The sequence below is a fragment of the Streptomyces sp. NPDC049813 genome (genome assembly GCF_044465085.1).
GTDB lineage: Bacteria > Actinomycetota > Actinomycetes > Streptomycetales > Streptomycetaceae > Streptomyces.
This window is the reverse complement of record NZ_JBITLI010000002.1, coordinates 168,046-193,608: the sequence shown is the minus strand read 5'-3', so window position 1 is coordinate 193,608 and position 25,563 is coordinate 168,046. Positions and strand designations below refer to the sequence as shown.

Genomic DNA, 25,563 nt, shown 5'->3' with positions numbered 1-25,563 from the left:
AGACAGGTCGGCCAGGTCAGACCGTCTGGTGGGCGAGGAGCGCCACCGCCGCCACCAGCACGGCCACCAGCGCGATCAACGTCATCGGGTTCAGCCCGGCGAACGGGCTCTGCTGCTGGAGCCGCTCGCGGTTCGCCCGGCACACCGGACAGCGGCCCTCGCTCACGGGCGCCGCGCAGTTCGCGCACACCAACCGGTCATAGGTCATGCGCTGGTCCTCCTCACGCGCGGCGGAGCCGACGGAAACGTCTGCCAGATTCCCACTGGTTCTCTCCGCTCAACGCTCCGGGACACGCAACCGTTCCCCCTCCACTGTGCCAGCTTCCCGTATTTTCGGCGCGGCCCGCCCACAGGACGGGCCCTGACCAGCCACGGACCAGCCACGGACCAGCCACGGGGCGGACAAAAACGGCACGCGCGGCACCGCGCACCGGGACAAAACGCACAAGCGGGGACGGCGCCTGCGCTCCCTGTGCCGGTTCGCGTATGGTCACGCTCACCGAGGGGGTGCCTCGCCCGAGCCCCCCACCCCGACGCCCCCGACGCCCGAGGCGCATCCGTGATCCGATTCGACAACGTCTCCAAGGTCTATCCGAAGCAGACCCGGCCCGCCCTCAGGGATGTCTCCCTGGAGGTCGAGCGCGGCGAATTCGTCTTCCTGGTCGGCTCGTCCGGCTCCGGCAAGTCGACGTTCCTGCGGCTGATCCTGCGTGAGGAGCGGTGCAGCCACGGCCAGGTGCACGTCCTGGGCAAGGACCTCGCCCGCGTCTCCAACTGGAAGGTCCCGCAGATCCGCCGCCAGCTCGGCACGGTCTTCCAGGACTTCCGGCTGCTGCCCAACAAGACCGTCGGCGAGAACGTCGCGTTCGCGCAGGAGGTCATCGGCAAGGGCCGCGGCGAGATCCGCAAGGCGGTGCCCCAGGTCCTGGACCTCGTCGGCCTCGGCGGCAAGGAGGAGCGGATGCCGGGCGAGCTGTCCGGTGGTGAGCAGCAGCGCGTGGCCATCGCCCGCGCCTTCGTCAACCGGCCCAAGCTCCTGATCGCGGACGAGCCCACGGGCAACCTCGACCCGCAGACCTCGGTCGGCATCATGAAGCTGCTCGACCGCATCAACCGCACGGGCACCACGGTCGTGATGGCCACCCACGACCAGAACATCGTGGACCAGATGCGCAAGCGCGTCATCGAGCTGGAGAAGGGCCGTCTCGTGCGTGACCAGGCGCGCGGCGTCTACGGCTACCAGCACTGAGAAGTACCGGACTGCGAAAGTACCGGACCAAGAAGTACCGAGAGAGAAGCTGCGAAAGGCTCAGTCAGCGTCATGCGTGCCCAATTCGTTCTGTCGGAGATCGGTGTCGGCCTGCGCCGCAATCTCACGATGACCTTCGCCGTCATCATCTCGGTGGCCCTCTCGCTCGCCCTGTTCGGCGGCTCGCTGCTCATGAGCGACCAGGTCAACCAGATGAAGGGGTTCTGGTACGACAAGGTCAACGTCTCCATCTTCCTGTGCAACAAGGGGGATTCGGAGTCCGACCCGAACTGTGCCAAGGGCCCGGTCACCGCGGAGCAGAAGAAGCAGATCCAGGACGACCTCGCCAAGATGGACGTCGTCCAGAAGGTCGCCTACGAGTCCCAGGACCAGGCGTACAAGCACTACAAGGAGCAGTTCGGCGACTCCCCGCTGGCCAGCTCCCTCACCCCGGACCAGCTGCAGGAGTCGTACCGGATCAAGCTGAAGGACCCGGAGAAGTACGAGGTCATCGCCACCGCGTTCAACGGGCGGCCCGGCGTGCAGTCCGTGCAGGACCAGAAGGGCGTGCTCGACAACCTCTTCCGGCTGCTCGGGTACCTCAACTACGCGGCCGGGGCCGTGATGCTGGTGATGCTCATCGTGGCGCTGCTGCTGATCGTGAACACCGTGCGCGTCTCCGCGTTCAGCCGGCGCCGGGAGACCGGGATCATGCGGCTCGTCGGCGCGTCCGGGTTCTACATCCAGGCGCCGTTCATCATGGAGGCCGCGGTCGCCGGACTGATCGGCGGCGGCATCGCCTGCGTCTTCCTCGCCGCCGGCCAGTACTTCGTCATCGACAACGGCGTCGCGCTCTCCGACAAGCTCCAGCTGATCAACTTCATCGGCTGGGACGCGGTCCTCACGAAGCTCCCGCTCATCCTCGCGGTCAGTGTCCTGATGCCCGCTCTGGCCGCGTTCGTCGCGTTGCGCAAGTACCTGAAGGTGTGACAAGAGTCCCCGGAGTCGCGGGGCGCCGAGCGGGTCAACCTCCCGTACGGCGCCCGGCGTTGTCCTAGACTCACCGACATGTCAGGCCCGGATCCGCTCTCCGTGCTCGCCTCGCTGCGCCGCCTCGGCCGCGGGGCCTCCCTGACATTGGTCTTCGCCGGCGTCCTCGCGGCCGGTACCGCGACCGGCTCCTGGCCCGACGAGGACCCCGATCCCGCCACCGGACCGGTCCGGGCGGCCGCCCCGCGCGAGGCGCCGTCCGACGATCCCACCGAAGCCGCGGCCCGGGCCGTGGAGGACGGCAAGTCCCCGACGCTCGCCGCCGAGGAGGCCGTCAGCCGCAGCGGGGACCGCTGGGGCGCGGTCTACTCGCAGGGCGAGTACGAGGAGTTCGAGCAGGCCCTCGACGGCGAGTACACCGGCGTCGGCCTGTGGGCGCGGCGCTCCGCCGACGGCGACGTCCAGGTCACCCGGGTCCGCTCGCACTCGCCGGCCCAGCTCGCCGGCATCCGTGAGGGCGACCGCATCGCGGCCGTGGACGGCCGCAAGGTCACCGGCCGTCCCGTCACCGAGGTCCTCGGCCTGCTGCGTGGCGAGCACGCCGGCAGCCCCGTCCGGGTCGGTCTTGAGCGCGGCACGCGCGCGTGGAGCCGGACGCTGCGCCGCGCCCAGCTGTCCACCGACTCCGTCACCACGACACGGCTCGTCACCGGCGCCCTGCTGGTGAAGGTCAGCGCCTTCACCAAGGGCTCCGGCGCCCAGGTGCGCCGGGCGGTGCGCGAGGCCCCCGCGCGCGCGGGCATCCTCCTCGACCTGCGCGGCAACTCCGGCGGCCTGGTCACCGAGGCGGTCGGCGCGGCCTCGGCGTTCCTGGACGGCGGGCTCGTGGCGACGTACGACGTGCGCGGTGCGCAGCGCGCCCTGCACGCCGAGCGCGGCGCCGACACCGCCCGGCCGGTGGTCGTGCTGGTCGACGGCGGGACGATGAGCGCGGCCGAGCTGCTCACCGGCGCCCTCCAGGACCGCGGCCGCGCGGTCGTCGTGGGCACCAGGACCTTCGGCAAGGGTTCGGTCCAGATGCCGAGCCGGCTGCCCGGCGGCTCCGTCGCGGAGCTGACCGTCGGGCACTACCGCACCCCCTCCGGGCAGGGCGTCGACGGCCGGGGCATCACCCCCGACCTGGTGGCCGAGGACGACGCCCGGCAGCGGGCCGAGACAGTATTGAGTGGCCTCGGCACCCCCTCGTAGTGCGAAAATGGCCAGCACTATGGCCAAGGGAATGTACGTACCGAAGGAGTCCCAGCCCAAGCAGGGCAAGGGGGACGCGTCCAAGAAGGACGGCAAGCGCAAGATCGTCGCGCAGAACAAGAAGGCGCGGCACGACTACACGCTCATCGACACCTACGAGGCCGGCATCGTGCTGACCGGCACGGAGGTCAAGTCGCTGCGCCAGGGACGCGCGTCCCTGGCCGACGCCTTCGTCCAGATCGACGGGGACGAGGCGTGGCTGCACAACGCCCACATCCCCGAGTACAGCCAGGGCACGTGGACCAACCACGCGGTGCGCCGCAAGCGCAAGCTCCTGCTGCACCGCGAGGAGATCGACAAGCTGGAGTCGAAGGCGCAGGAGTCCGGGCACACCATCGTGACCCTCGCGATCTACTTCAAGGACGGCCGAGCCAAGGCCGAGATCGCGCTCGCCAAGGGCAAGAAGGAGTACGACAAGCGGCAGACGCTGCGCGAGCAGCAGGACCGGCGGGACTCGGACCGCGCCATCGCGGCGGCGAAGCGGCGCCAGCGGGCGCGGGAGCGCTGACCTGGCGCGACGGGCGCCGCGGTGCCGCACAGGAATACGCTGGCACCGACCCGCGTTGGTCACGTACGATGGGTACTGCTCCTCACGCGGGAGCGCCGGGCCGCAAGGCCCACTTGAAAAAACAACATGGGGATGATCGGTTTCGACAGCGGATGTCGAAGCAGGTGAAGCGTGTCGAGGAAGCGGCAATGATCTCGTAAACCATATGTCGCAACCAATAATCGCCAATTCCAAGAGCGATTCCCAGTCCTTCGCCCTCGCTGCCTGATAACAGCGACTGAAGGACCCTAAAAGGGTGTCAGCCCGGGAGTGTTCCCGACCCGGATCCTGGCATAATCTAGGGAACTAAACCATCGGGCCCGGTCACGGGGTCCGATGGGAAATCAAACAGTGACTGGGCCCGTCGGCGACTTGTTCGCGTGATCGCCGGGGCCGAGAAAATCGCAGCGAACTGCACACGGAGAAGCCCTGCTGCTGCACCGTTGGACGCGGGTTCGATTCCCGCCATCTCCACCACCCCATGTAGCCCCTGACCCGCGCGTACCGCGCCGGGTCAGGGGCTTTTTGTTCTCTCTGTCCGGTGGCCGGTTCAGCGCCGGTAGAGGGTGATCTCCACGCCGCGGACCGCGCGGTGGAAGGCCGGGGACAGCCCTCCGGCCCCGGCGAGGGCACGTTTCTGCACCGCGGCGGTGCGGGCGCCCGCCCTGCGGGCGTCGGCGGAGAGGTACCGGCAGTCGATGTGCCAGACGCGGGGCGCGTCCGTGAGGCGCCGGCGCAGGAGTGCCTCGTCGACCGCGACGGCGTCGAGCGTGCCGTGCTCGGCGGCGCTCCGGGTCGTGCCCAGGTCTTCCAGGCCGGCGAACGCCTCCGGATACGCGGAGGCCATCAGGCCGCACCGGCCGCCGCTGAAGAGGACCCCGTCCCCGGGCACCGCGCGCTCGCGCACCGTGGCGATCACGGCGCTGGTGTCCCAGGAGCGGCTGTCCTGCTGGCGGATGGCGACGTGGGACGCGGCGAACGGGACGGCCAGCAGGAGCCCGAGCGCGACCCGGCCCGGTCGCGGCAGAACGGCCCCCGCCGCCGCGAGCAGCAGCGCCAGGGCCGGGAGGCAGAACAGGAGATAGCGGTAGGCGAACAGGGGCTGGCCGAGCGAGGCGCCCAGAAGCAGCAGCGGCGGGACGAGCAGCCAGGGCGCGCCGACGGCGAGGGCGAGCGGCGGAGCCGTGCGCCGCCGGATCACCAGGACGGTGAGGGCGAGCAGGGCGGCCGGGGTGAGCAGCAGCTTCAGGGAGCCGGGCAGGGTGCCCTGGCCGGGGGTGAGCAGCCAGGTCAGGAAGGTGTAGGGCGTGCCGCTGGTGACCGGCGGGATGTCGCCGAGGGCTGCGTGCTGGGAGTAGCCGAGCACCAGTAGCGGGATGACGGCTGCGGTGCCCGCCGCGAGAGCGGGCAGCAGCCGCACGACCACGCGCCGGGGCGGCCGTCGCACCACCACGGTGACGCAGTGGGCGGCCGCCAGGAGCAGCCCCAGCACGTTGAACCAGCCCAGCAGGGCGATCAGCACGGCGTAGGCGGCGAGCCACCGGGGGCCGGAACCGCCCTGGAGGATCTTCACCAGCGCCCCGGTGGCCAGGACGGCGACCGCCATGACGAAGGCGAACGAGCGCGCCTCCTGCCCGTACCGCGACGCGGTCGGCATGACGGCGAGCAGCAGTCCGGCGGCCAGCCCGAGGCGCGGACCCGCCAGCAGCTTCCCCACCCAGGCGAGGGACGCGGCCGCGACGGCGACGGCGAGCGCCGAGGGCAGCCGCATCGTGACCGCGCTGACCCCGGCGACCTGCCCCACCAGGTGCATCAGGAGGTAGTGCAGCCCGTGCACCGCGTCCACCTGCCCCAGCAGCGTGAACAGCTGCGGCCACGTCCGGTGCGCCACGTCCATGGTGACGATCTCGTCGGTCCACGGCGAAGGAGCCGAGATCCGCGTCATCCCGAGGCCGAATCCGACGACCATCGGAACCCAGAGTGCCGCGCGATGCAGAACGGGCAGCGGTGAACGAATAACCGGATTGATGGATTCCCCCCCGTGACCGGTTTACCTGCGCACCTGGAATTCTATTGACGTGGCAATAGGTGCGACGCCGCTATTTCCGGCCATTGAAATCGAGCCGAACGGGTGGATGCCGAAGTGCGAAAGGGCGGTTTCGGCCTGAAAGGAATTCCGGGGGTGTCGCACCGTCGCTTCCCCACAGCCCGCCCCCCACCGTTGTGTGGGCCCGGCCCATATCGGGGCTCCGGGGGCCGCCCTAGCTTCGCTCCCCATGACACGCACTCGCGGCCCAGCCGCACTCGTCCTCGCCGGTCTCGCCCTCGTGGTGTACCTCGTCCTCCCCGCCCCCGCGCAAGCCGCCACCGCGCAGGCCGCCCCCGCCCCGCGCGCCCTCGCCGCCGTCCAGGAAGTCACCGGGTTCGGGGCGAATCCGGGCGCCCTGAAGATGTACCGGTACGTTCCCGCGGGGCTGCCCGCCGGGCGGCCCGTCGTCGTCGCCCTGCACGGCTGTACGCAGAACGCCGCCGGGTACGGCACCGGCGGCGGCTGGACCGCGCTCGCCGACCGGTGGGGGTTCTCGCTCGTGCTGCCCCAGCAGACCCCGGCCAACAACCTCAACTCCTGCCTCAACTGGTTCCAGGCCGGTGACATCGAGCGCGGCCGGGGCGAGGCGGCCTCCGTCGCGCAGATGGCCGACAAACAGCTCGCCGACGCGGGCGGGGACGCCGCCCGGGTCTACGTGACCGGGCTCAGCGCCGGTGGCGGCATGACGGCCGTGATGATGGCCGCCTACCCCGAGAAGTTCGCCGCCGGGGGCGTCGTCGCCGGGCTGCCCTACGGATGCGCGCAGGCCGCCGCGTCGCCGTACGTCTGCATGTACGTCGGCGCCACCCAGACCCCCGGACAGTGGGGCGACCGGGTACGCGCCGCGCGGCCCGGGTACACGGGGCCCTGGCCCCGGCTCACCGTCTTCCAGGGCAGCGCCGACTACACGGTGAAGCCCGTCAACATGAGCGACCTGGTCGAGCAGTGGACCGACGTGCGCGGCGCCGACCAGGGCGCCGACATCAGCGACACCGTCGCCGGCTACCCGCACCAGGTCTTCCGCGACGCCACCGGCGCCCCGGCCGTGGAGACGTACAGCATCACCGGCATGGGCCACGGCCAGCCCGTCGACCCGGGGAGCGGCGCCACGCAGTGCGGGACCGCGGGCGCGTACATCCTCGACGTGAACGTGTGCGCCGCCTATGTCCTCGGCCACTCGTGGGGTCTTGGCTGAGCGGCGCGGGTCCGGGATCCTCCTGTGGCATGAGGAGACCTGAGGGACCCGCAGGGCACGGCTTCGACTCCCCTCGGACGTGGAGGAGATGGGTCTGGCCCGCTGTCGTGGGGGTGGCCGCCGCCACCCTCACGTGGAGCGCCCCCGCCGGGGCCGGCACCGCCCCCGGCGGGCTCGCCGAGGCCATCGACACCATCCTCGGCGACCCGCGGGCCGAGGGCGGCGCGGCCAGTGTCGTCGTCGCCGACGCCACCGACGGCGAGACCCTCTACCAGCACGACCCGACCGGGCGGCTCGTGCCCGCCTCCAACACCAAGCTCGCCACGTCCGCCGCGGCGATGGCCCTGCTCGGCCCCGGCCACCGGTTCACCACCGACGTGCTGGCCGACGGCCGCACCCGCGGCGGGGTCCTCCACGGCGACCTGTACCTGCGCGGGACCGGCGACCCCACCACCCTCGCCGCCGACTACGACCGGCTCGCCGCCCGGGTCGCCGCCGCCGGGGTGCGCGAGGTCGACGGGCGGCTCGTCGCCGACGACACGCGCTTCGACGACCACCGCCAGGGGGACACCTGGGGCGCCGACGACGAGTCCTCGTACTACGCCGCCCAGATCTCCGCGCTCAGCGTGGCCCCCGACACCGACTACGACACCGGGACCGTCATCGTCGAGGTCGCGCCGGGCCGCACCGCGGGGGAGAAGCCCGTCGTGCGCGTCACACCCCCGACGGACTACGTCCACCTCGACGTGCGGGCACGCACCGGCGCCGCCGGGACCGGGGACACCGTCGCCGTGGAGCGGCGGCACGGGACCAACACCATCACCGTCAGCGGCACGGTCCCGGCCGGCGGGGACACCACCAAGGAGTGGGTCACCGTCTGGGAGCCGACCGGGTACGCGGCGGCCGTCTTCCGCGCCGCGCTCACCGCGCACGGTGTACGGGTGAGCGGCGCCACCCGACTGGGCCGGGCCGCCCCGGCGCGGGCCAGGACGCTCGCCGCGCACGACTCCATGCCGCTGAAGGATTTGCTCGTCCCGTTCCTGAAGCTGTCCAACAACATGCACGCCGAGGCGCTGACCAAGGCCATGGGCCACCGGGCCACCGGCAGGCCGGGCAGCTGGGGCGACGGGGTCGCCGCCATCGCCGCCTACCTGAAGGGCGCAGGCGTCGACGCCGGCAAGGTGCGGCAGGTCGACGGCTCGGGGCTGTCGCGCAAGGACAACTTCGCCGCGCGGCAGCTCGCCGATCTGCTGCTCGCCGTGCGCCACGAACCCTGGTACGCCGACTGGCGCGCGGCGCTGCCGCTGGCCTGCGACCCGGACCGGTTCACCGGCGGGACGCTGCGGTCCCGGATGTGCGGGACTCCGGCCGCGCTCAACGCCCGTGGAAAGACCGGGTCGTTGACCGGGGCGAGCGCGCTGTCGGGGTACGTGACGGACGCCGGCGGGCGCGAGCTGGTCTACAGCATCGTGCAGAACAACTACCTGGTCGACTCGGTGAAGCCGCTGGAGGACGCCATCGTCGTGACCCTCGCGAAGTCGACCGCCGAAGGCGCTCCGGCGGCGCCCGTCGCTCCGCAGGCCGCCCGCGCCGTGCCCGCCGTGGAGCGGGACGGGGAGCTGGAGTGCTCCTGGCGCAAGCCCGCCACCTGCTGACCGGTCACGCCGGCCCGGCGCCGCGGTCCGGGCGCCGGGCGTAGCCGTAGAGCGACAGCAGCAGCGCCGTCGCCGCCGCGGCGGCCGGTACCGCGTACGCCGTCGTGGGGCCCCAGTGCTCCACCGCGGCGCCGCCCGTCGCCGAGCCGAGCGCGATCCCGCCGAGCAGGCCGGTCACGGCGAGCGTCATACCCTCGTTCAACTGGCCCGGCGGGGTGCGACGTTGGATGAGCGTCATGCCGGTCACCATCGTCGGGGCGGTCGCCATCCCGGCGATCAGCAGCGCCCCGGCGAGCGCCCAGAGCGATCCGGTGACGGCGGCGGCGAGCAGCGGCAGCGTCATCAGGGCGGCCGTCGCCGCGACGCAGAGCACGTGCCGCCGCCCGGCAGGGCCTGACGGCTTCGTCGCTCCGTAGACGAGACCCGCCGCGCACGAACCCGCTGCCTGGAGCGCCAGGACGGCGCCCGCCCACACCTTGTGGCCCTGCGCGTCCGCGAAGGCCACCGTGCCGACCTCCAGTGAGCCGAAGACCGCTCCCAGCGCGAGGAAGGCGATCAGCAGCGGGGGCATGCCCCGCGCGCGCAGCGGTGATCTGGTCGCCTCCGTCCGTGCGCGGGGCGGCGGTTCCGTGCCGCGCTGCGCGGCGAAGACCAGCATGCCCGTCACCATGAGCACGACGCTGACCAGCGTGCCCGCCTCCGGGAACAGCGATCCGCACAAGAAGGCGGCCACCACCGGGCCGAGCATGTAACACAGCTCGTCCGCCGCCTGCTCGAAGGAGTTCGCGGTGTGCAGTGCCTTGGCGTCCCCCTGGAGGAGGTGGGCCCAGCGGGCCCGGGACATGCCGCCCGTGTTGGGGGTGGCCGCGGTCGCCAGGTAGGCGGCGAACAGGGTCCAGTCCGGGGTGCCGAGGTGTACGCAGAGCAGCAGGGCGAGCGAGCCGCACGCGGAGACGAGGGCGGCCGGGACGGCGATCCGGGCCTGGCCGTGGCGGTCGACGAGCCGGGCGGTCCACGGCCCGACCACCGCGTTGGCCACCAGACCCGTCGCGGTGACGGCACCGGCGAGCGCGTACGAGCCCCGGCCACCGGAGATCATGATGACCGCGCTGATGCTGAACATCCCCTGCGGGAAACGGGCTATGAGGTTCCCCAGGGTGAAGGCACGCGCCCCGGGAAGGGCGAACAGACGGGCGTAGGGGGAGGTGCGGGGCGGTTTCGGTGCGGCGGGGGCGGTCGTGTCCGGCGGGAGCGTCGGCGCGGCGGGGGCGGTCGTGCCCGGCGGGAGCGTCGGCGCGGCGGGCGCTGGTGGCCCCGGGGGTGTGGTCGTTTCCGGCATGGAAGAGAGCCTCGCGGCAGGGCGGGCGCGCGGTCCAACACCTACTCCGCGCCCATTCACGCACCCGTGTTGTAAGTTCCCCCGATGGCGATCCCCGCACCCGGCTCCCCCGGCATCGACCCGCGCCTGCTGCGCGCCTTCCTCGCCGTCGCCGACGAGCTGCACTTCACGCGGGCCGCCGCCCGGCTCTACGTGGCGCAGCAGGCGCTCAGCCGGGACATCCGGCGCCTGGAGCGGGAGTTGGGCGCCGAGCTGTTCGGCCGCACCACCCGGCAGGTCACCCTCACCGCGGACGGCGCACGGCTGCTGCCCTACGCGCGGCGCGCGATGGAGGCGCAGGACGAACTGCTCGCCGCGTTCCGCGGACCCGCACCCACCGGTGAACCGCTGCTCGTCGACGTCAACAGCCCCGGCCTGGTCCACGAGCGCGTCCTCGCGCGGGCCCGCGCACTCGCGCCGGACCACGAGCTGATGGCCCGCTACGAGAGCGGTCTGACCTATGCCGCCGCCGAGCTCCTCGCCGGACGGATCGACGTCTCCTTCGGCCGGTTCGCGGGGCTCGACCCGGCCGTGCGGGAGCGGCTCGCCCAGCAGCCCGTGCGCTACGAGCCGATGGCCGTCGTGCTCCCCGAGGAGCATCCGCTGGCCGCCCTCGACGCCGTGCCGCTCGACCGGCTCGCGGGGGAGAAGGTGTACGCGGGCGCCGGCAACCCGCGGACCCCCGAGTGGACCGACCTGGCCCGGCGGCTGTTCGCGGGGCGCGGGATCGGGATCGCCCCGGCGGCGCCGCTCGCCGTCGGCGAGGAGGAGTTCCGGCGCATCATGGCGAAGTACCGCAATCCGGTCCTGACCGGTGTGGACTTTCCGGCCATGCCCGGCTCGGTGCTGCGGCCGCTCGTCGACCCGGTACCGCTGTCGCCCGTGTCCCTGGTGTGGCGAAAAGGGCGCGAACACCCAGGAATTGCCGCGCTGCGCGAGGCCGCCGCCGCGCTCGCGGAGGAGAACGGATGGTTGAACCGTCCCCCGAACGGGTGGTTGCCGGCCGCTGACGCCCTCGTCATGAGCAGCCGCGATTGACTGGCGCACGCGAGTGTCACTCGCGTGCGCAGCATTCGTGGCTGCCCGGGGACCGTGCGGTCCCGGGGCGTCAGGACCGGGTGGGGGCCCGGTCCCGCCGGCGGGTTCCCCGGTTCTCGCGCGCGCACCCTTGAACGTGTCCCTGGGGGGATGTGCGTACCGTGGAGAACTGGCGAGAAGATGTCCTGCCGGGACAGACCCATGATCCCAATGAAGTGACGGTCCAACTGGACGGCGCGGGCCGCAGGTTGGGCGGAGCCGCGGCGGGCGCGGCGGCCCGGGCCGGGAAGCCCGGGGGCAGGGGCGGGGCCAAGGAGGTCCCCGTCTTCGTCGACGACTCGGGACGGCGCGGCCGCACCTTCCGGCGCGTCGGCGTACTGATGGGCGTGGCCTGCGCCGTCTACGCGGTGGTCATCGCGATCACCCTGCTCTCGGGGAACTCGGCCGCGCCCTGGCTGCCCATGCCCGACGGCCGCGCCGGCCAGGTCGACACCAAGCCGCTGACGCCCGCCGACACGGCTCCGGCGCCGACCGAGCCCGGCGGCGCCCCGGACCCGGGCGCCTCCGGCTCCGCGTCCGGCGCAGAGGCCGCCCGGGCCCGCGGCGGGACGCCCACCCCGGGCCCGGAGCGCGCAGGCCAGGACCGCACCCCCGGCACCACCGCGGGCACCGGCAGCACCGCGCCCGGCAAGCCCGGCAAGCCCGGCAGGCCCGGCGCGGTCAAGCCGACCGGGCCCGCCGCGCCGCCGACGACACCGGCGGTTCCCAAGCCGCCGGCCGACCCGTCCGGGCAGCCGTCCACCGGCTCCAGCCCGCCGCCGGCCGACCCGTCCGGCCAGCCGTCGCCCGACCCCGTGGCCGGCGGCACCGACACCACCGCCGCGGGCCCCGTGCTCGGCACGGTCGTCGGCCGGGTCCTCGGGGGCGCCCGGTCGGCGCTTCCCGCCGTGTCCCTGGAAAGCAGCGTCCTGTAGATGCCCCACCGCTCCCGTCCCCGCAAGGCGCGTGCCCGACGGCGGCGCCTGCCCCTGCGCTACCTGCTGCCGTCGCTGCTGCTCGCCGCCGTGCTGGGCATGCTGATGCTGCGCGGCTACGTGCACAGCGAGATCCTCGCCGACCACCGCGTCCGGCCCGAGGCGGCCACCCGGCACGTCCCCGACGAGATCCTCGACGGCGGCCCCGTCATCGACACCCGGGGCGGCCGGGAGAGCAGCCGCTCCATCGACCGGCACGAGCTCGTCCTCACCTTCGACGACGGGCCCGACCCGGAGTGGACCCCCAAGGTCCTCGACGTCCTGAAGAAGCACCACGCGCACGCCGTCTTCTTCGTCACCGGCACCATGACCTCGCGCCACCCGGACCTGGTGCGGCGCATGGTCGCCGAGGGCCACGAGGTGGGCCTGCACACCTTCAACCACCCCGACCTGTCGTACCAGTCGACGCGGCGCATCGACTGGGAGCTGTCGCAGAGCCAGCTGGCGCTGGAGGGCGCGGCGGGCGTGCGCACCTCCCTGTTCCGCCCGCCGTACTCCTCGTTCGCCGACGCCATGGACGACAAGTCGTGGCCCGTGACGCGGTACATCGGCTCGCGCGGCTACATCACGGTCGTCAACGACACTGACAGCGAGGACTGGAAGCGCCCCGGCGTCGACGAGATCATCCGCCGCGCCACCCCGCGCGACGGCGAGGGCGCCATCGTCCTGATGCACGACTCGGGCGGGAACCGCGCCCAGACCGTCGCCGCGCTCGACCGGTTCCTGCCCCGGCTCCAGAAGGACGGCTACCGGTTCGAGAACCTGACCGAGGCCCTCGGCATGCCCGGCGCGCACACCCCCGTCACCGGCGTGGAGCTGTGGAAGGGCCGCGCCTGGGTCTACGCCGTCCAGGCCTCGGAGCACCTCACGGGCGTCATGGTCGCCGGGCTCGCCGTCATCGGCGTCCTGGTCCTGGGCCGGTTCGGCCTCATGCTGCTGCTCTCCGTGCTCCACGCCCGCCGGGTGCGGCGCCGCGGCTTCGCCTGGGGGCCGCCCGTCACCGAGCCGGTGTCGGTGCTCGTACCGGCGTACAACGAAGCGAAGTGCATCGAGAACACCGTCCGTTCCCTGACGGCGGGGGAGCACCCCGTCGAGGTGATCGTCGTCGACGACGGCTCCACCGACGGCACCGCCCGCCTCGTGGAGGAGCTGCGGCTGCCGGACGTGCGCGTGGTGCGCCAGCACAACGCGGGCAAGCCCGCCGCCCTCAACCGGGGCCTGGCCAACGCCCGCCACGACCTCGTCGTGATGATGGACGGCGACACCGTCTTCGAGCCCGCCACCGTGCGCGAACTGGTCCAGCCGTTCGGCGACCCGCGCGTGGGCGCCGTCGCGGGCAACGCGAAGGTGGGCAACCGCGACTCGCTGATCGGTGCCTGGCAGCACATCGAGTACGTGATGGGCTTCAACCTCGACCGCCGCATGTACGACGTCCTGCGCTGCATGCCGACGATCCCGGGGGCCGTGGGCGCCTTCCGCCGTACGGCCCTGGAGCGGATCGGCGGCATGAGCGACGACACCCTCGCCGAGGACACCGACGTCACCATGGCGCTGCACCGCGACGGCTGGCGCGTGGTCTACGCGGAGAAGGCCCGCGCGTGGACCGAGGCCCCCGAGTCCGTGCAGCAGCTCTGGTCGCAGCGCTACCGCTGGTCGTACGGGACCATGCAGGCCATCTGGAAGCACCGCCGCGCGCTGGTCGAGCGCGGCCCCTCCGGCCGCTTCGGCCGCGTCGGACTGCCCCTGGTCAGCCTGTTCATGGTGCTCGCCCCGCTGCTGGCACCCTTGATCGACATCTTCCTGCTGTACGGGGTGGTGTTCGGCCCCACCCAGAAGACGGTGGTGGCCTGGCTCGGCGTGCTCGCCGTCCAGGCGGTCTGCGCGGCGTACGCCTTCCGGCTCGACAAGGAACGCATGACGCACCTCATCTCCCTCCCGCTCCAGCAGATCCTCTACCGGCAGCTGATGTACGTGGTCCTGCTCCAGTCCTGGATCACCGCTCTCACCGGGGGCCGGCTGCGCTGGCAGAAGCTGCGCCGCACGGGCGCGCTGGGCTCGGCCCCCGGCGGGGCGCCCGGAGTGCCGCGGCAGCGGGCCGCTTCGGTCGCCGACGACGACAGGAGGCCGGTCGCATGACCCAGCCCCACGACGACCCCGTACGGGGTGCCGGGCGCGCCGCAGGGCCGCCCGCGCACGAGGACCACCGGTCCGGCGGCCCCGCCTGGCCGGCCGCCTCCGCCGGGCCCGGCACGTCCGCCTGGCCGCACCCGTCCGCGCAGGCCGCCGCGTCCGTCGCGGAGGTGCCGCACCGCACGGAGAGCACCGCTCTCGTACCGCCGGCCCCGAACCCGGCCCACGCGGCCCCGGCCCCGGACCCGGCCCACGCGGCCCCGGCCGCGAACCCGGCCCACGCGGCCCCGGCCGCGAACCCGGCCCACGCGGCCCCGGCCGCGAACCCGGCCCACGCGGCCCCGGCCGCGACCGTGCCCGCGCAGCCGGACCCGGAGCCGTCCGCCGCGGCCGCCCCCGGGAAGCCGGGCCGGGACCGCTACCTCGACCTGCTGCGCTCCCTCGCCCTCTTCCGCGTCGTCCTCTACCACCTCTTCGGGTGGGCGTGGCTGAGCGTGCTCTTCCCGTCCATGGGCGTGATGTTCGCGCTCGCCGGCTCGCTGATGGCCCGCTCCCTCGGCCGCCCCGCGCCGGGCGTGATCCGCGCGCGCGTGCGACGGCTGCTGCCCCCGCTGTGGGCGTTCAGCGCGCTCGCCCTGCCGCTGCTGTTCGCCGGCGGCTGGAACCCGTACGAGGACCCGGACAGCGGCGGCTTGTGGGGCTGGCTCAGCCTCGTCGACTACGTCGTGCCCGTCGGGGCGCCCTCCTTCCCCTGGGAGATCGCGAACCCGCCGGGCTTCCTGGAGAGCAGCTGGGCCGAGCAGGGCATCGGGCCGCTCTGGTACCTGCGCGCCTACCTCTGGTTCGTCCTCGCCTCCCCGCTGCTGCTGTGGGCGTTCCGCAAGGTGCCGTGGGCGACGCTGCTCGCGCCGCTCGCCCTCACCGCCGTCGTCGGCACGGGCCTGGTGGAGATCCCCGGCCGGGCCGGTGACACGGTCGTCGACTTCGCCGTCTTCGGCAGCTGCTGGGTGCTGGGCTTCGCCCACCACGACGGGGTGCTCGCCAGGGTCCCGCGGTACCTGGCGGTCTCCGGCGCCGCGCTCGTCATGGCCTTCGGCCTGTGGTGGGCCTCGGGCCACCTCACCGACGAGGGCTGGGACCTGAACGAGATCCCGCTCGCGCAGGCCGCCTGGTCCCTCGGGTTCGTCGTGATCCTGCTCCAGTACGCGCCCTCCTGGCAGCGGTTGCCGGGGCGCCTGGCGCGCTGGGACCGGCCGGTCACGCTCGCCAACAACCGCGCCGTGACCATCTATCTCTGGCACAACCTGCTGATCATGGCGACCTTCCCGGTGGTCGACATGTGCTACGCGTTCCCCTTCATGAACGAGACGCTGAACTCGGCCCTCGACACGACCTACGAGTTCTGGACGTTCGTCCTCGTGTGGCCGCTGGTCGCGCTCGCGATCGTGGGGGTGGGCTGGATCGAGGACCTGGCCGCCGGGCGCCCGCCCCGGCTGTGGCCGGACGGCCGGCAGAGAAAGAGAAGGGGACGAGGGGGACGAGTGGGACGAGGGGAACGCGTACGCCACTGACGCGCCGTCCGCCCGGCCCGGGCGGGGGTTGTCTCCCCGGGGCCCCGCGGGTTGACTTGGGCGGACCGTGCGGCGCGGGCCGCATGGTTCCACGGGGACGGGGACAGGCATGACGCAGCCGCCGCAGGACGGCCAGGGGTACGGGTACGGCGGGCCGCCGCAGCAGCCGCCACCGCCCCACGCGCAGCAGCAACCACCGCATCCGCAGCCACAGCAGCCGCCCGCCGGGCCCTACGGCGCCCCCGGCCCGTACGGCACCCCGCCGCCCTCCCCAGGCCCGTACGGCGCCCCGCAGCAACCCCCGGGCCCCTACGGCTCCGACAACCCGTACGCGAGCGCGCCCACCACCCCGCAGCCCGCGTACGGGCAGCAGCAGTACGGTCAGTTCCCGCCGCCCCAGGGCCCGTTCCAGCCAGGGCCGGGGCAGGGGCCGGGGCCGGGCGGTGGCAAGAAGCGGGCCGTGCTGATCGCCGTCGCGGTCGTGGTCGTCGCGGCGCTCGCGGGCGGCGGCGTCCTGCTGGCCACGAGCGGTGACAACGGCGGGGACGAGCCGCTGGCCGGGCGGAGCAGCGTCGTCGCCACGGGGAGCGTGGGCCAGGACCCGAGCGAGTCGGAGCTGCCGAGCCCCGTGCTGCCCCCGTCGCCCGAGCCGTCCGGCGACGCGTCCGATACCGCATCCGATGACCCGTACGCCGACGACCAGGGGCCCGCCGAGCGGCCGGCCGGGTCCACCGGCTACCAGGGCCAGTGGCAGAACGAGAAGGCGCAGACCCTCACCGTCGGCGCCAAGATCGCCTCGGGCAGCGCCAAGGGGAAGTACAGCGTCTCCTACATCGACTCGGCCGGTAAGGGCATCTGCAGCGGCATCGGCCAGACCGAGCACGGGACGGGCTTCCGGATCGCCGTCTCCTGCGTCGGCCAGGACACCGGGGACGAGGTGTTCGCCGCCAACCTCACCCAGGCCTCCGGCATCGTCACCCTCACCTGGGACAAGGGCGGTTCGGTCAAGCTGCCCCGGTCAGGTCGCGGCGCCACCTGAGCCGTTCCGCGGCGCCGCGCCTCACGGCCCGCCCCCGCGCCGGGTGAGAGCAACGTTCCCCCGGGGTCATCGCCCGCCACAGTCCGGAAATCCGGCCTGCCTACCGTCGGTCGCGTCAGGCAGCAACCGCGATCCTGGAGGCGTGAATGGCAGGCCGGAGCCGGACCCGTGAGTGGGTCGAGCGGTGGGACCCCGAGGACAGCGAGTTCTGGGCGGAGACGGGCGCCCGGGTCGCCCGGCGCAACCTCGTCTTCTCCGTCCTGTCCGAGCACATCGGCTTCTCCGTGTGGACGCTGTGGTCGGTCATGGTCCTGTTCATGGGTCCCGAGTACGGCATCGACCCCGCGGGCAAGTTCTTCCTCGTTTCGATGGCCACGCTCGTCGGCGCGTTCGCCCGCGTCCCCTACACCTTCGCCGTCGCCGTGTTCGGCGGCCGCACCTGGACGGTCGTCTCGGCGAGCATGCTGCTGGTGCCGACGGTCGTCGCGTTCGCCGTGATGGAGCCCGGGACCTCGTACGGCACGTTCCTGCTGTGCGCGGCGCTCACCGGCGTCGGCGGCGGCAACTTCGCCTCCTCCATGACGAACATCAACTCCTTCTTCCCGATGCACAAGAAAGGCTGGGCGCTCGGCCTGAACGCGGGCGGCGGCAACATCGGCGTCCCCGTCATCCAGCTCGCCGCGCTCACCGTCATCGGCCTGGGCGGCGGCCCGCGCGTCCTGCTGGGCCTCTACATCCCGCTGGTCCTGCTCTCGGCGCTGTGCGCGGCCCTGTTCATGGACAACCTCGCGACGGTGAAGAACGACACCGGCGCCGCGTGGGACGCCGTCAAGGACGCCCACACCTGGATCATGGCGTTCCTGTACGTCGGTACGTTCGGCTCGTTCATCGGCTACTCGTTCGCGTTCGGCCTCGTCCTGCAGACCCAGTTCGGCCGCACGCCGCTCCAGGCGGCCGGGGTCACCTTCATCGGGCCGCTGCTCGGCTCGCTGATCCGGCCGGTCGGCGGGCGGCTCGCGGACCGGTTCGGCGGGGCCCGCATCACCCTGTGGAACTTCGTGGCGATGGGCGCGGCGACCGCCGTGGTGATCCTCGCCTCGGTCCGGGAGTCCCTCGCCCTGTTCACGAGCGCGTTCATCGTCGTGTTCGTGCTGAGCGGCCTCGGCAACGGCTCCACGTACAAGATGATCCCCGGCATCTTCCTGGCCAAGGCGCGGGGGACCGGCCTCACCGGAGAGGCGGCGGCCGCGTACGGGCGGCGTCTGTCGGGCGCCTCCATGGGGCTGATCGGGGCGGTCGGGGCGCTCGGCGGGCTCGGCATCAACCTCGCGTTCCGCCAGTCCTTCCAGACGGCCGGGACCGGCACCGGGGCCTTCGTCTCCTTCCTCGCCTTCTATGCGGTGTGCTTCGCGGTGACGTGGGCCGTATACCTTCGCCGGAGCGCCGCGCGTTCCGTGGCCGCGCCGAGCGCCGGGGCGAAGCCGCAGCTCAGCTACGCCGACGTGTGAGGAACGGGCCCGTAACACGCCCGCAATCACCCGGATCCGGGTCTGTCACGCTGTGTTGACAGGCTCGGACCCCGGCAGGACAGCAGCGGACGAGCAGCAGCACCGAGCGGCACACCAGTGCACGGGACGACCGTCGAGCGGGACGAGAAGCAGCATGGACGACGAACAGCAGGCCCCCGGGGCCGCGCAGCCGCACGGCCCGCTCGCGGGGTTCACCGTGGGGGTGACCGCCGCGCGCCGCGCCGACGAACTGATCGCGCTGCTGGAGCGGCGCGGTGCCACGGTGCTGCACGCGCCCGCGCTGCGGATCGTGCCGCTCGCCGACGACAGCGAACTCCTCGCCGCCACCAAGGAACTGATCGACCACGCGCCCGACGTCGTGGTGGCGACGACCGCGATCGGTTTCCGCGGCTGGGTCGAGGCCGCCGACGGCTGGGGCCTCGGGGAGGCGCTGGTCGCCCGGTTGCGCGGGGTGGAGCTCCTCGCCCGCGGCCCCAAGGTGAAGGGCGCGGTCCGCGCGGCCGGGCTGACGGAGGAGTGGTCGCCCGCGTCGGAGTCGATGGCCGAGGTGCTGGAGCGGCTGCTCTCCGAAGGGGTCCAGGACCGGCGGGTCGCGGTCCAGCTGCACGGCGAGCCGTTGCCCGGTTTCGTGGAGGCGCTGCGCGAGGCCGGGGCCGAGGTGGTGGGCGTGCCGGTGTACCGGTGGATGCCGCCGGAGGACATCGCGCCGGTGGACCGGCTCCTGGACGCGACGGTGGCGCGGGGCGTGGACGCGCTGACCTTCACCTCGGCGCCCGCGGCCGCGTCCCTGCTCGACCGGGCGCGGGAGCGCGGCCTGCTGCCCGGGCTGCTCGCGGCGATGGAGCACGACGTGGTCCCGGCCTGCGTGGGCCCGGTGACGGCGCTGCCGCTCCAGGCGCACGGGGTGGCGACGGCGCAGCCGGAGCGGTTCCGGCTCGGCCCGCTGGTGCAGCTGCTCTGCCGTGAACTGCCCGCCCGCGCGCGGACGTTGCCGGTGGCCGGGCACCGTGTCGAGCTGCGCGGGCACGCCGTCGTCGTCGACGGGGAGCTGCGCCCCGTGCCGCCCGCCGGCATGTCGCTGCTGCGTTCCCTCGCCCGGCGGCCCGGCTGGGTGGTGTCCCGCGCGGACCTGCTGCGCGCCCTGCCCGGCGCGGGCAGCGACGAGCACGCCGTGGAGACGGCGATGGCCCGGCTCAGGGTGGCGCTCGGGGCGCCGAAGCTGATCCAGACGGTGGTCAAGCGGGGGTACCGGCTGGCCCTCGACCCGGCGTCGGCCGACGCGAAGTACGCGGACGAGTGAGGCGGCCGCCCGCCCCCGACGGCGCCACCGCACGAACCGCCCCCGCCCGGCCGCGCGTACCGTACGCGCATGCTGATCACCCCTGACATCGAACTGCGCCGGGCCGTCGCCGCCGACGCCCAGGCCCTCGCCGACGCCCAGCTGCGCAACCGCGCGTACCTGCGGACCTGGGAGCCGTACCGCAGCGAGGACTTCTACACCGCCGCGGCGCAGGCCGAGCGGATAGCCGAGCCGGGCGGCGCGATGTGGCTGCTGTTCGACACGGCGGCCGGTGGCCGTGTCGTGGGCCGCGCCGCGCTCAGCGGCATCGTGCTCGGCCCCCTGTGCAGCGCGAACCTGGGGTACTGGGTCGACCCCGGATACGCCGGGCGCGGCCTGGTGAGCGCCACCGTGGCGGAGATCTGCCGCGCCGCCCGCGACGAGTTCGGCCTGCACCGCGTCGAGGCGGGCACCCTCGTGGACAACAAGGCGTCCCAGCGGGTGCTCACCAAGAGCGGCTTCGTCGAGTACGGCCTGGCCCCCCGCTTCCTGCACATCGACGGAGAGTGGCGCGACCACGTCCTGTTCCAGCGGATCCTGCACGACGGGCCGCCCGCACACGTCCCCTCGTAAGCCCGCGGCACCGGGGGTTCCGGCGGCGCGCCGGGGCGGGCACTGTAGAGGGCATGGCAGCAGTACCCACAGGACCCACCCTCCCCCCACTCCGTCCTCCGCACGACTTGCGGTTCGACTCCGGACGCCTGTGCCTGGACCTGGTCGCCACCGCCCACCCCGACGAACGCCTCACCTCCCCGGAGCGGCTGCGCGCCTGGCTCGTCGGCGCGGGGCTCGTCCCCGGCCCCGCGGCGCTGCCCGCCTGCACCGGCGCCTGGCTCGCGGCCTTCCGCGAACTGCGCGGCCACATCGGGCAGTCGGTCCGCGGCGAGCTGGCCGGCCGGCCCGCCCCCGCCGCCCTCGACCGCGTCAACCTGCTTGCCCGCACCGCCCCGCCCGCACCCCGCGCCGTCCGCGCGGGCGACGGCGCCCTCGTCCGCTCCCTGCACGAGGAGCCGGGCTGCCCCGCCCTGCTCGCGGCCGTCGCCCGGGACGTCGTCGACCTGCTCACCGACCCCGCCGCCCGGGGCTGCCTGCGCCAGTGCGCGGGCGACAACTGCCCGATCATCTACCTCGACACGTCCCGCGGGCGCCGGCGCCGCTGGTGCTCCAGCGAGATCTGCGGCAACCGGGAGCGGGTCGCCCGGCACCGCCGCCGCGCGGCTCTCGCCAGAGCCTGACCCGCCCGCCCGCCGAACTCCCCTTGAACACGCGCCCCTTCGCGTACGTATCCCACCCGTGAGCCCAGCCGAGAAGAGACGGCCGGATCGCCGAACTGGGGACACCGGAGGTAGGCGTGCGCAAGGATTCCGCCGTGGCCGATGAACGCCCTCCCCGGGCCCGACATCGCGCGTCCCGGCCCCCGGAGCCGGACGAGGAGCTGATGCGTGCGCTCTACGCCGAGCACGCGCGCCCGCTCCTCGCCTACGTGCTCCGCCTGGTGGCCGGGGACCGCCAGCGCGCGGAGGACGTCGTGCAGGAGACGCTCATCCGCGCCTGGAAGAACGCCGGTCAGCTCAACCGGGCGACCGGCTCGGTACGCCCCTGGCTGGTGACGGTCGCCCGACGGATCGTCATCGACGGCCACCGCAGCCGGCAGGCCCGGCCGCAGGAGGTCGACGCGTCACCGCTGGAGGTCATCCCCGCGGAGGACGAGATCGACAAGGCGCTGTGGCTGATGACCCTCTCCGACGCCCTGGAGGACCTGACCCCCGCACACCGGGAAGTACTCGTGGAGACGTACTTCAAAGGGCGTACCGTCAATGAGGCGGCCGAGACGCTCGGCATCCCCAGCGGCACGGTGCGCTCCCGCGTGTTCTACGCACTGCGTTCCATGAAGCTGGCGCTGGAGGAGCGGGGGGTGACGGCATGACGTCGGCGTACGGGGGGTACGGACCGTCCGGCCACGAGCCGGCCGGGGACGTGCACGAGACAGTCGGCGCCTATGCGCTGGGGATCCTCGACGACGCCGAGGCGAGCGCCTTCGAGGCCCATCTGGCGGCGTGCGAGCACTGCGCGGCGCGGCTGGAGGAGTTCGCCGGGGTGGAGCCGGTGCTCGCGGCCCTCGCGGACCTGCCGGACGCGCGCGACACGTCCGCGGTGCGCCGCGTCGGCGAGTCCCTCGCGGCGGCGCCCAGCCCCCGCCTCGCCCGGTCGCTGGCCGGCGAGGTCGCCCGCGGCCGGTCCCGCAGGCGCCGCCGGGGCCTGTACCTGGTGGCGGCCGCCGCCGTCCTCATCGTCGGCGGCCCGCTGTCGGTGCTGGCGGCGACCGGCGACGGCGGCGCCGCGGACGTCGCGGACCCGCACCCCACCAGCCCCGCCGAGGACGCCTTCTTCCACCACATGGACGAGAAGGTGCAGGCCACCGACGCCACGACGAAGGTCAGCGCGACCATCGGCATGGAGAAGAAGGCCTGGGGCACCCACACCGTCCTGCAGCTGAAGAACGTCAAGGGGCCGCTGAAGTGCTCCCTCGTCGCCGTCGGCAAGAACGGCGAGCGCGAGACGGTGACCACCTGGGCCGTCCCCGCGTGGGGCTACGGCATCGCCTCCAGCCCGCACGAGAGCGCCACGCACCCGCTGTACGTGCACGGCGGCGCCGCCTTCACCCGCGGCCAGATCGACCGTTTCGAGGTGGAGACGCTCGACGGGAAGCGGCTCGTGGAGGTGAACGCGTGAGCACCCGGTGAGCCCCGCCGTCGCGGACGTAGCCGCCGGGGCCCCCTGTCGCGTATTTTTGACGGCTGCCCAGCACGTCAGAAGGGGGCCCGGTGGCCGCTCAGGCTCAGCAGGATCCAGCGGTGGACTCGGATACGGACTCCGTTCGTGACCGCGAGATCGGTGTCGAACAGGAACATCTCGACGCCGTCTACCACCGCTTGGAAGAGAAGATCCACGAGGCGGAGTTCCTGATGGACGACGCCGCGAAGCGGGGGCAGGTCGGCACGCCCGGCGCGCTCGCCGAGCGCGACGCGCAGGTGTTCCGGGCGGGGGTCCACCTCAGCCGCCTCAACAACGAGTTCGAGGACTTCCTCTTCGGCCGCATCGACCTGCTCCGGGGCAAGGACGGCAAGAAGGGCCCGGACGGCGCGTACACGGCCGTCGAACCCGCCGATGGCGCGGTGCGCGAGGACCGCACGGCCGACATCGCCGAGACGCTGCACATCGGCCGCATCGGCGTCCTGGACGCGGACTACTCGCCGCTGGTCATCGACTGGCGCGCCCCGGCCGCCGCCCCGTTCTACCGCTCCACGCCGGTCGACCCGGGCCGTGTCGTGCGCCGCCGCGTCATCCGCTCCAAGGGCCGCAGGGTGCTCGGCGTCGAGGACGACCTGATGCGCCCCGAGCTGACCGCCTACCTGGACGGCGAGCGGCTCCCCGCGATCGGCGACGGCGCGCTGATGGCCGCGCTCGGCCAGGCCCGCAGCCACTCCATGCGCGACATCGTGGCCTCCATCCAGGCCGAGCAGGACCAGGTGATCCGGGCGCCCGCCGCGTCCGTGACGTACGTCGAGGGCGGCCCCGGCACCGGCAAGACGGCCGTCGCCCTGCACCGCGCCGCCTACCTGCTCTACCAGGACCGCCGCCGGTACGCGGGCGGCATCCTCATCGTCTCGCCCACGCCCCTGCTGGTCGCCTACACCGAGGGCGTGCTGCCCTCGCTCGGCGAGGAGGGCCAGGTCGCGATCCGCGCGGTCGGCTCGCTGGTCGACGGCGCCGAGGCGAGCGAGTACGACAGCCCGGCCGTGGCCCGCGTCAAGGGCTCGTCGCGGATGCTGAAGGTGCTGCGCAAGGCGGCCCGCGGGGCCCTGGAGTCGGGCCGTCCGGCCCCGGCCCCCGCGGAACAGCTCGCGTTCGGCGAGGAGCCCGACGAGGAGGCCCCGGCCGCCGCCGGGACCCCGGACCGGCTGCGGGTCGTCGCCTTCGGCCGCCGCCTGGAGCTGGAGTCCGGCCAACTGAACCGCGTCCGCCAGGCCGCCCTGAGCGGCACGGCGCCCGTCAACCACCTGCGCCCGCGCGCCCGCAGGCTGCTGCTCGACGCCCTGTGGGAGCAGTCGGGCGCGGGCAGCCGGCACACCGACCCGGAGCTCGCCGCCGAGCTGCGCTCCTCCTTCGACGAGGACATCACGGGCGAGGACGACTTCCAGCGCTTCCTGGACGCGTGGTGGCCCGAGCTGACGCCGCGCGCCGTGCTGGCCGCGATGGCCGACGAGCGGCGCCTGGGCCGCTGGGCCCGGCGGGTCCTGAACCCCGGCGAGATCCGCAAGGTCGCCCGGTCGCTGCGGCGCGAGACGCTGTCGGTGCACGACGTGGCCCTGCTCGACGAGCTGACCGCCGTCCTCGGCGCCCCGGCCCGCCCGAGGAAGAAGCGCGAGTACGACCCGCTGGACCAGCTCACCGGCCTGGAGGAGCTGATGCCGGGCCGCGAGGAGACCCAGCGCGAGCGTGCCGAGCGCCTCGCCCAGGAGCGGACCGAGTACGCGCACGTGATCGTGGACGAGGCGCAGGACCTCACACCGATGCAGTGGCGCATGGTCGGCCGCCGCGGCCGGCACGCCACCTGGACGGTGGTCGGCGACCCGGCCCAGTCGTCCTGGTCGACGCCGGACGAGGCGGCCGAGGCCCGGGACGAGGCGCTCGGCAGCCGCCCCCGCCGGCGCTTCACGCTCACCGTCAACTACCGCAACCCGTCCGAGATCGCGGAGCTGGCCGCGAAGGTGCTGGCGCTGGCGATGCCGGGCTCCGACTCCCCGTCGGCGGTCCGCTCCACCGGCGTCGAGCCGCGCTTCAGCGTGGTCCGCGACCGGCTCGGCAGCACCGTGCGGGAGGAGGCCGCCCGGCTGCTCGACCGGGTCGACGGCACGGTCGGCGTGGTCGTCGCGATGAACCGGCGCGCGGAGGCGGCCCGCTGGCTCGACGGGCTCGGCGAGCGGGTGGTCGCGCTCGGCTCGCTGGAGGCCAAGGGCCTGGAGTACGACGCCACCGTGGTGGTCTCCCCGGCCGAGATCGCCGACGAGTCCCCGGCGGGCCTGCGGGTGCTGTACGTGGCCCTGACCCGGGCCACGCAGCAGCTCACCGTGGTCTCCGCCGAGCGCGACGAACCGGACGCCGAGGGAGTGCCGGACCTGCTGCGCGACTGACCCGTGTGCCGGTGGTCGCCGCCGGGGTCTGGGGTGTCGCGGGAGAATGCAGTACCGTGGGAAGTGGCACCGGCTCGATCCAAGCCCCCGGGCCCAACCTTCGTCCCTCAGAGGGACCACTTGCCGCGAGGCGAGCATGGCGGGCCGGTGTCATGAACGCAGAGAGAGGCCCACGTCACCCAGTGACGTGGGCCTCTTCTCGTACCCGGTCACGTTCCCGGCGCCTCTTCCTGTTCGCCGCAACTTCTCGTATGGTGGAAACCAGTTTCCGAAAGAG

Annotated in this window: 21 protein-coding genes and 1 other RNA gene; 19 read left to right on the top strand and 3 right to left on the bottom strand. The window is 73.5% G+C overall.

The annotated features are described in order from the left end of the window. Positions 1–16 precede the first annotated feature (16 nt). Entirely contained in the window at positions 17–208 is a 192-nt protein-coding gene (locus ACIBW6_RS04965; protein WP_399056757.1) for a hypothetical protein, read from the bottom strand. 351 nt (positions 209–559) lie between these two features. On the opposite strand from ACIBW6_RS04965, the gene ftsE reads away from it, so the two are divergent. The 5 genes from ftsE to ssrA all read left to right on the top strand — a co-directional run bounded on the left by ftsE (position 560) and on the right by ssrA (position 4,571). Further along, entirely contained in the window at positions 560–1,249 is a 690-nt protein-coding gene (gene ftsE, locus ACIBW6_RS04960) for a cell division ATP-binding protein FtsE (RefSeq protein ID WP_324767349.1), read from the top strand. Between the two features lie 72 nt (positions 1,250–1,321). Next, the gene (gene ftsX, locus ACIBW6_RS04955; RefSeq protein ID WP_399056754.1) at positions 1,322–2,239 is read left to right on the top strand and encodes a permease-like cell division protein FtsX; all 918 of its coding nucleotides are present in this window, start codon (positions 1,322–1,324) and stop codon (positions 2,237–2,239) included. Positions 2,240–2,317: 78 nt separating this feature from the next. Then, positions 2,318–3,487, top strand: coding sequence for a S41 family peptidase (locus tag ACIBW6_RS04950; RefSeq protein WP_399056752.1), 1,170 nt, complete (start codon positions 2,318–2,320; stop codon positions 3,485–3,487). Positions 3,488–3,518: 31 nt separating this feature from the next. After that, positions 3,519–4,055, top strand: coding sequence for an SsrA-binding protein SmpB (smpB, locus tag ACIBW6_RS04945; protein ID WP_399057662.1), 537 nt, complete (start codon positions 3,519–3,521; stop codon positions 4,053–4,055). Positions 4,056–4,183: 128 nt separating this feature from the next. Next, positions 4,184–4,571: a transfer-messenger RNA gene (gene ssrA / locus ACIBW6_RS04940) on the top strand. Between the two features lie 73 nt (positions 4,572–4,644). On the opposite strand, the gene ACIBW6_RS04935 is transcribed toward ssrA, so the two are convergent. Then, positions 4,645–6,063, bottom strand: coding sequence for a hypothetical protein (locus ACIBW6_RS04935; RefSeq protein WP_399056750.1), 1,419 nt, complete (start codon positions 6,061–6,063; stop codon positions 4,645–4,647). Between the two features lie 307 nt (positions 6,064–6,370). Between ACIBW6_RS04935 and ACIBW6_RS04930 the strand changes: the two genes are divergently transcribed. Both ACIBW6_RS04930 and dacB read left to right on the top strand, forming a co-directional pair. Continuing rightward, positions 6,371–7,378 (top strand): PHB depolymerase family esterase, encoded by a 1,008-nt coding sequence (locus ACIBW6_RS04930; protein ID WP_399056747.1) that lies wholly within the window; start codon positions 6,371–6,373, stop codon positions 7,376–7,378. 29 nt (positions 7,379–7,407) lie between these two features. After that, on the top strand, positions 7,408–9,033 hold the full coding sequence (gene dacB / locus ACIBW6_RS04925) for a D-alanyl-D-alanine carboxypeptidase/D-alanyl-D-alanine-endopeptidase (RefSeq protein ID WP_399056745.1): 1,626 nt from the start codon (positions 7,408–7,410) through the stop codon (positions 9,031–9,033). Positions 9,034–9,037: 4 nt separating this feature from the next. On the opposite strand, the gene ACIBW6_RS04920 is transcribed toward dacB, so the two are convergent. Further along, positions 9,038–10,372, bottom strand: a complete 1,335-nt coding sequence (locus ACIBW6_RS04920; RefSeq protein WP_399056743.1) for an MFS transporter — start codon at positions 10,370–10,372, stop codon at positions 9,038–9,040. 84 nt (positions 10,373–10,456) lie between these two features. Between ACIBW6_RS04920 and ACIBW6_RS04915 the strand changes: the two genes are divergently transcribed. The 12 genes from ACIBW6_RS04915 (at position 10,457) to ACIBW6_RS04860 (ending at position 25,286) form a co-directional block, all read left to right on the top strand. After that, the gene (locus ACIBW6_RS04915; protein WP_399056741.1) at positions 10,457–11,449 is read left to right on the top strand and encodes a LysR family transcriptional regulator; all 993 of its coding nucleotides are present in this window, start codon (positions 10,457–10,459) and stop codon (positions 11,447–11,449) included. A 215-nt stretch (positions 11,450–11,664) separates the two neighbouring features. Next, the gene (locus ACIBW6_RS04910; RefSeq protein WP_399056739.1) at positions 11,665–12,423 is read left to right on the top strand and encodes a hypothetical protein; all 759 of its coding nucleotides are present in this window, start codon (positions 11,665–11,667) and stop codon (positions 12,421–12,423) included. After that, complete coding sequence (locus tag ACIBW6_RS04905) at positions 12,424–14,619, top strand: glycosyltransferase (RefSeq protein WP_399056737.1); 2,196 nt, start codon at positions 12,424–12,426, stop codon at positions 14,617–14,619. Then, positions 14,616–16,184, top strand: a complete 1,569-nt coding sequence (locus tag ACIBW6_RS04900; RefSeq protein ID WP_399056735.1) for an acyltransferase — start codon at positions 14,616–14,618, stop codon at positions 16,182–16,184. The genes ACIBW6_RS04905 and ACIBW6_RS04900 overlap by 4 nt, the downstream gene beginning before the upstream one ends. A gap of 109 nt (positions 16,185–16,293) precedes the next feature. Then, positions 16,294–17,223: a hypothetical protein gene (locus ACIBW6_RS04895; protein ID WP_399056733.1), complete on the top strand. Its 930-nt coding sequence runs from the start codon at positions 16,294–16,296 to the stop codon at positions 17,221–17,223. Positions 17,224–17,369: 146 nt separating this feature from the next. Then, the gene (locus ACIBW6_RS04890) at positions 17,370–18,731 is read left to right on the top strand and encodes a nitrate/nitrite transporter (RefSeq protein WP_399056731.1); all 1,362 of its coding nucleotides are present in this window, start codon (positions 17,370–17,372) and stop codon (positions 18,729–18,731) included. Positions 18,732–18,885: 154 nt separating this feature from the next. After that, positions 18,886–20,052 carry a uroporphyrinogen-III synthase gene (locus tag ACIBW6_RS04885; RefSeq protein ID WP_399056729.1) on the top strand — a complete coding sequence of 389 codons (1,167 nt, stop codon included), beginning with the start codon at positions 18,886–18,888 and terminating at the stop codon, positions 20,050–20,052. Positions 20,053–20,121: 69 nt separating this feature from the next. Beyond that, a complete protein-coding gene (locus ACIBW6_RS04880; protein ID WP_399056727.1) occupies positions 20,122–20,664 on the top strand; it encodes a GNAT family N-acetyltransferase in 543 nt (180 codons plus the stop codon). 53 nt (positions 20,665–20,717) lie between these two features. Continuing rightward, positions 20,718–21,326, top strand: a complete 609-nt coding sequence (locus tag ACIBW6_RS04875) for a CGNR zinc finger domain-containing protein (protein ID WP_399056725.1) — start codon at positions 20,718–20,720, stop codon at positions 21,324–21,326. 116 nt (positions 21,327–21,442) lie between these two features. After that, positions 21,443–22,018, top strand: a complete 576-nt coding sequence (locus ACIBW6_RS04870; RefSeq protein ID WP_365573088.1) for a sigma-70 family RNA polymerase sigma factor — start codon at positions 21,443–21,445, stop codon at positions 22,016–22,018. Then, a complete protein-coding gene (locus ACIBW6_RS04865) occupies positions 22,015–22,824 on the top strand; it encodes an anti-sigma factor family protein (protein ID WP_399056722.1) in 810 nt (269 codons plus the stop codon). The genes ACIBW6_RS04870 and ACIBW6_RS04865 overlap by 4 nt, the downstream gene beginning before the upstream one ends. A 92-nt stretch (positions 22,825–22,916) precedes the next feature. Then, entirely contained in the window at positions 22,917–25,286 is a 2,370-nt protein-coding gene (locus ACIBW6_RS04860) for a HelD family protein (protein WP_399056720.1), read from the top strand. Positions 25,287–25,563: the final 277 nt, after the last annotated feature.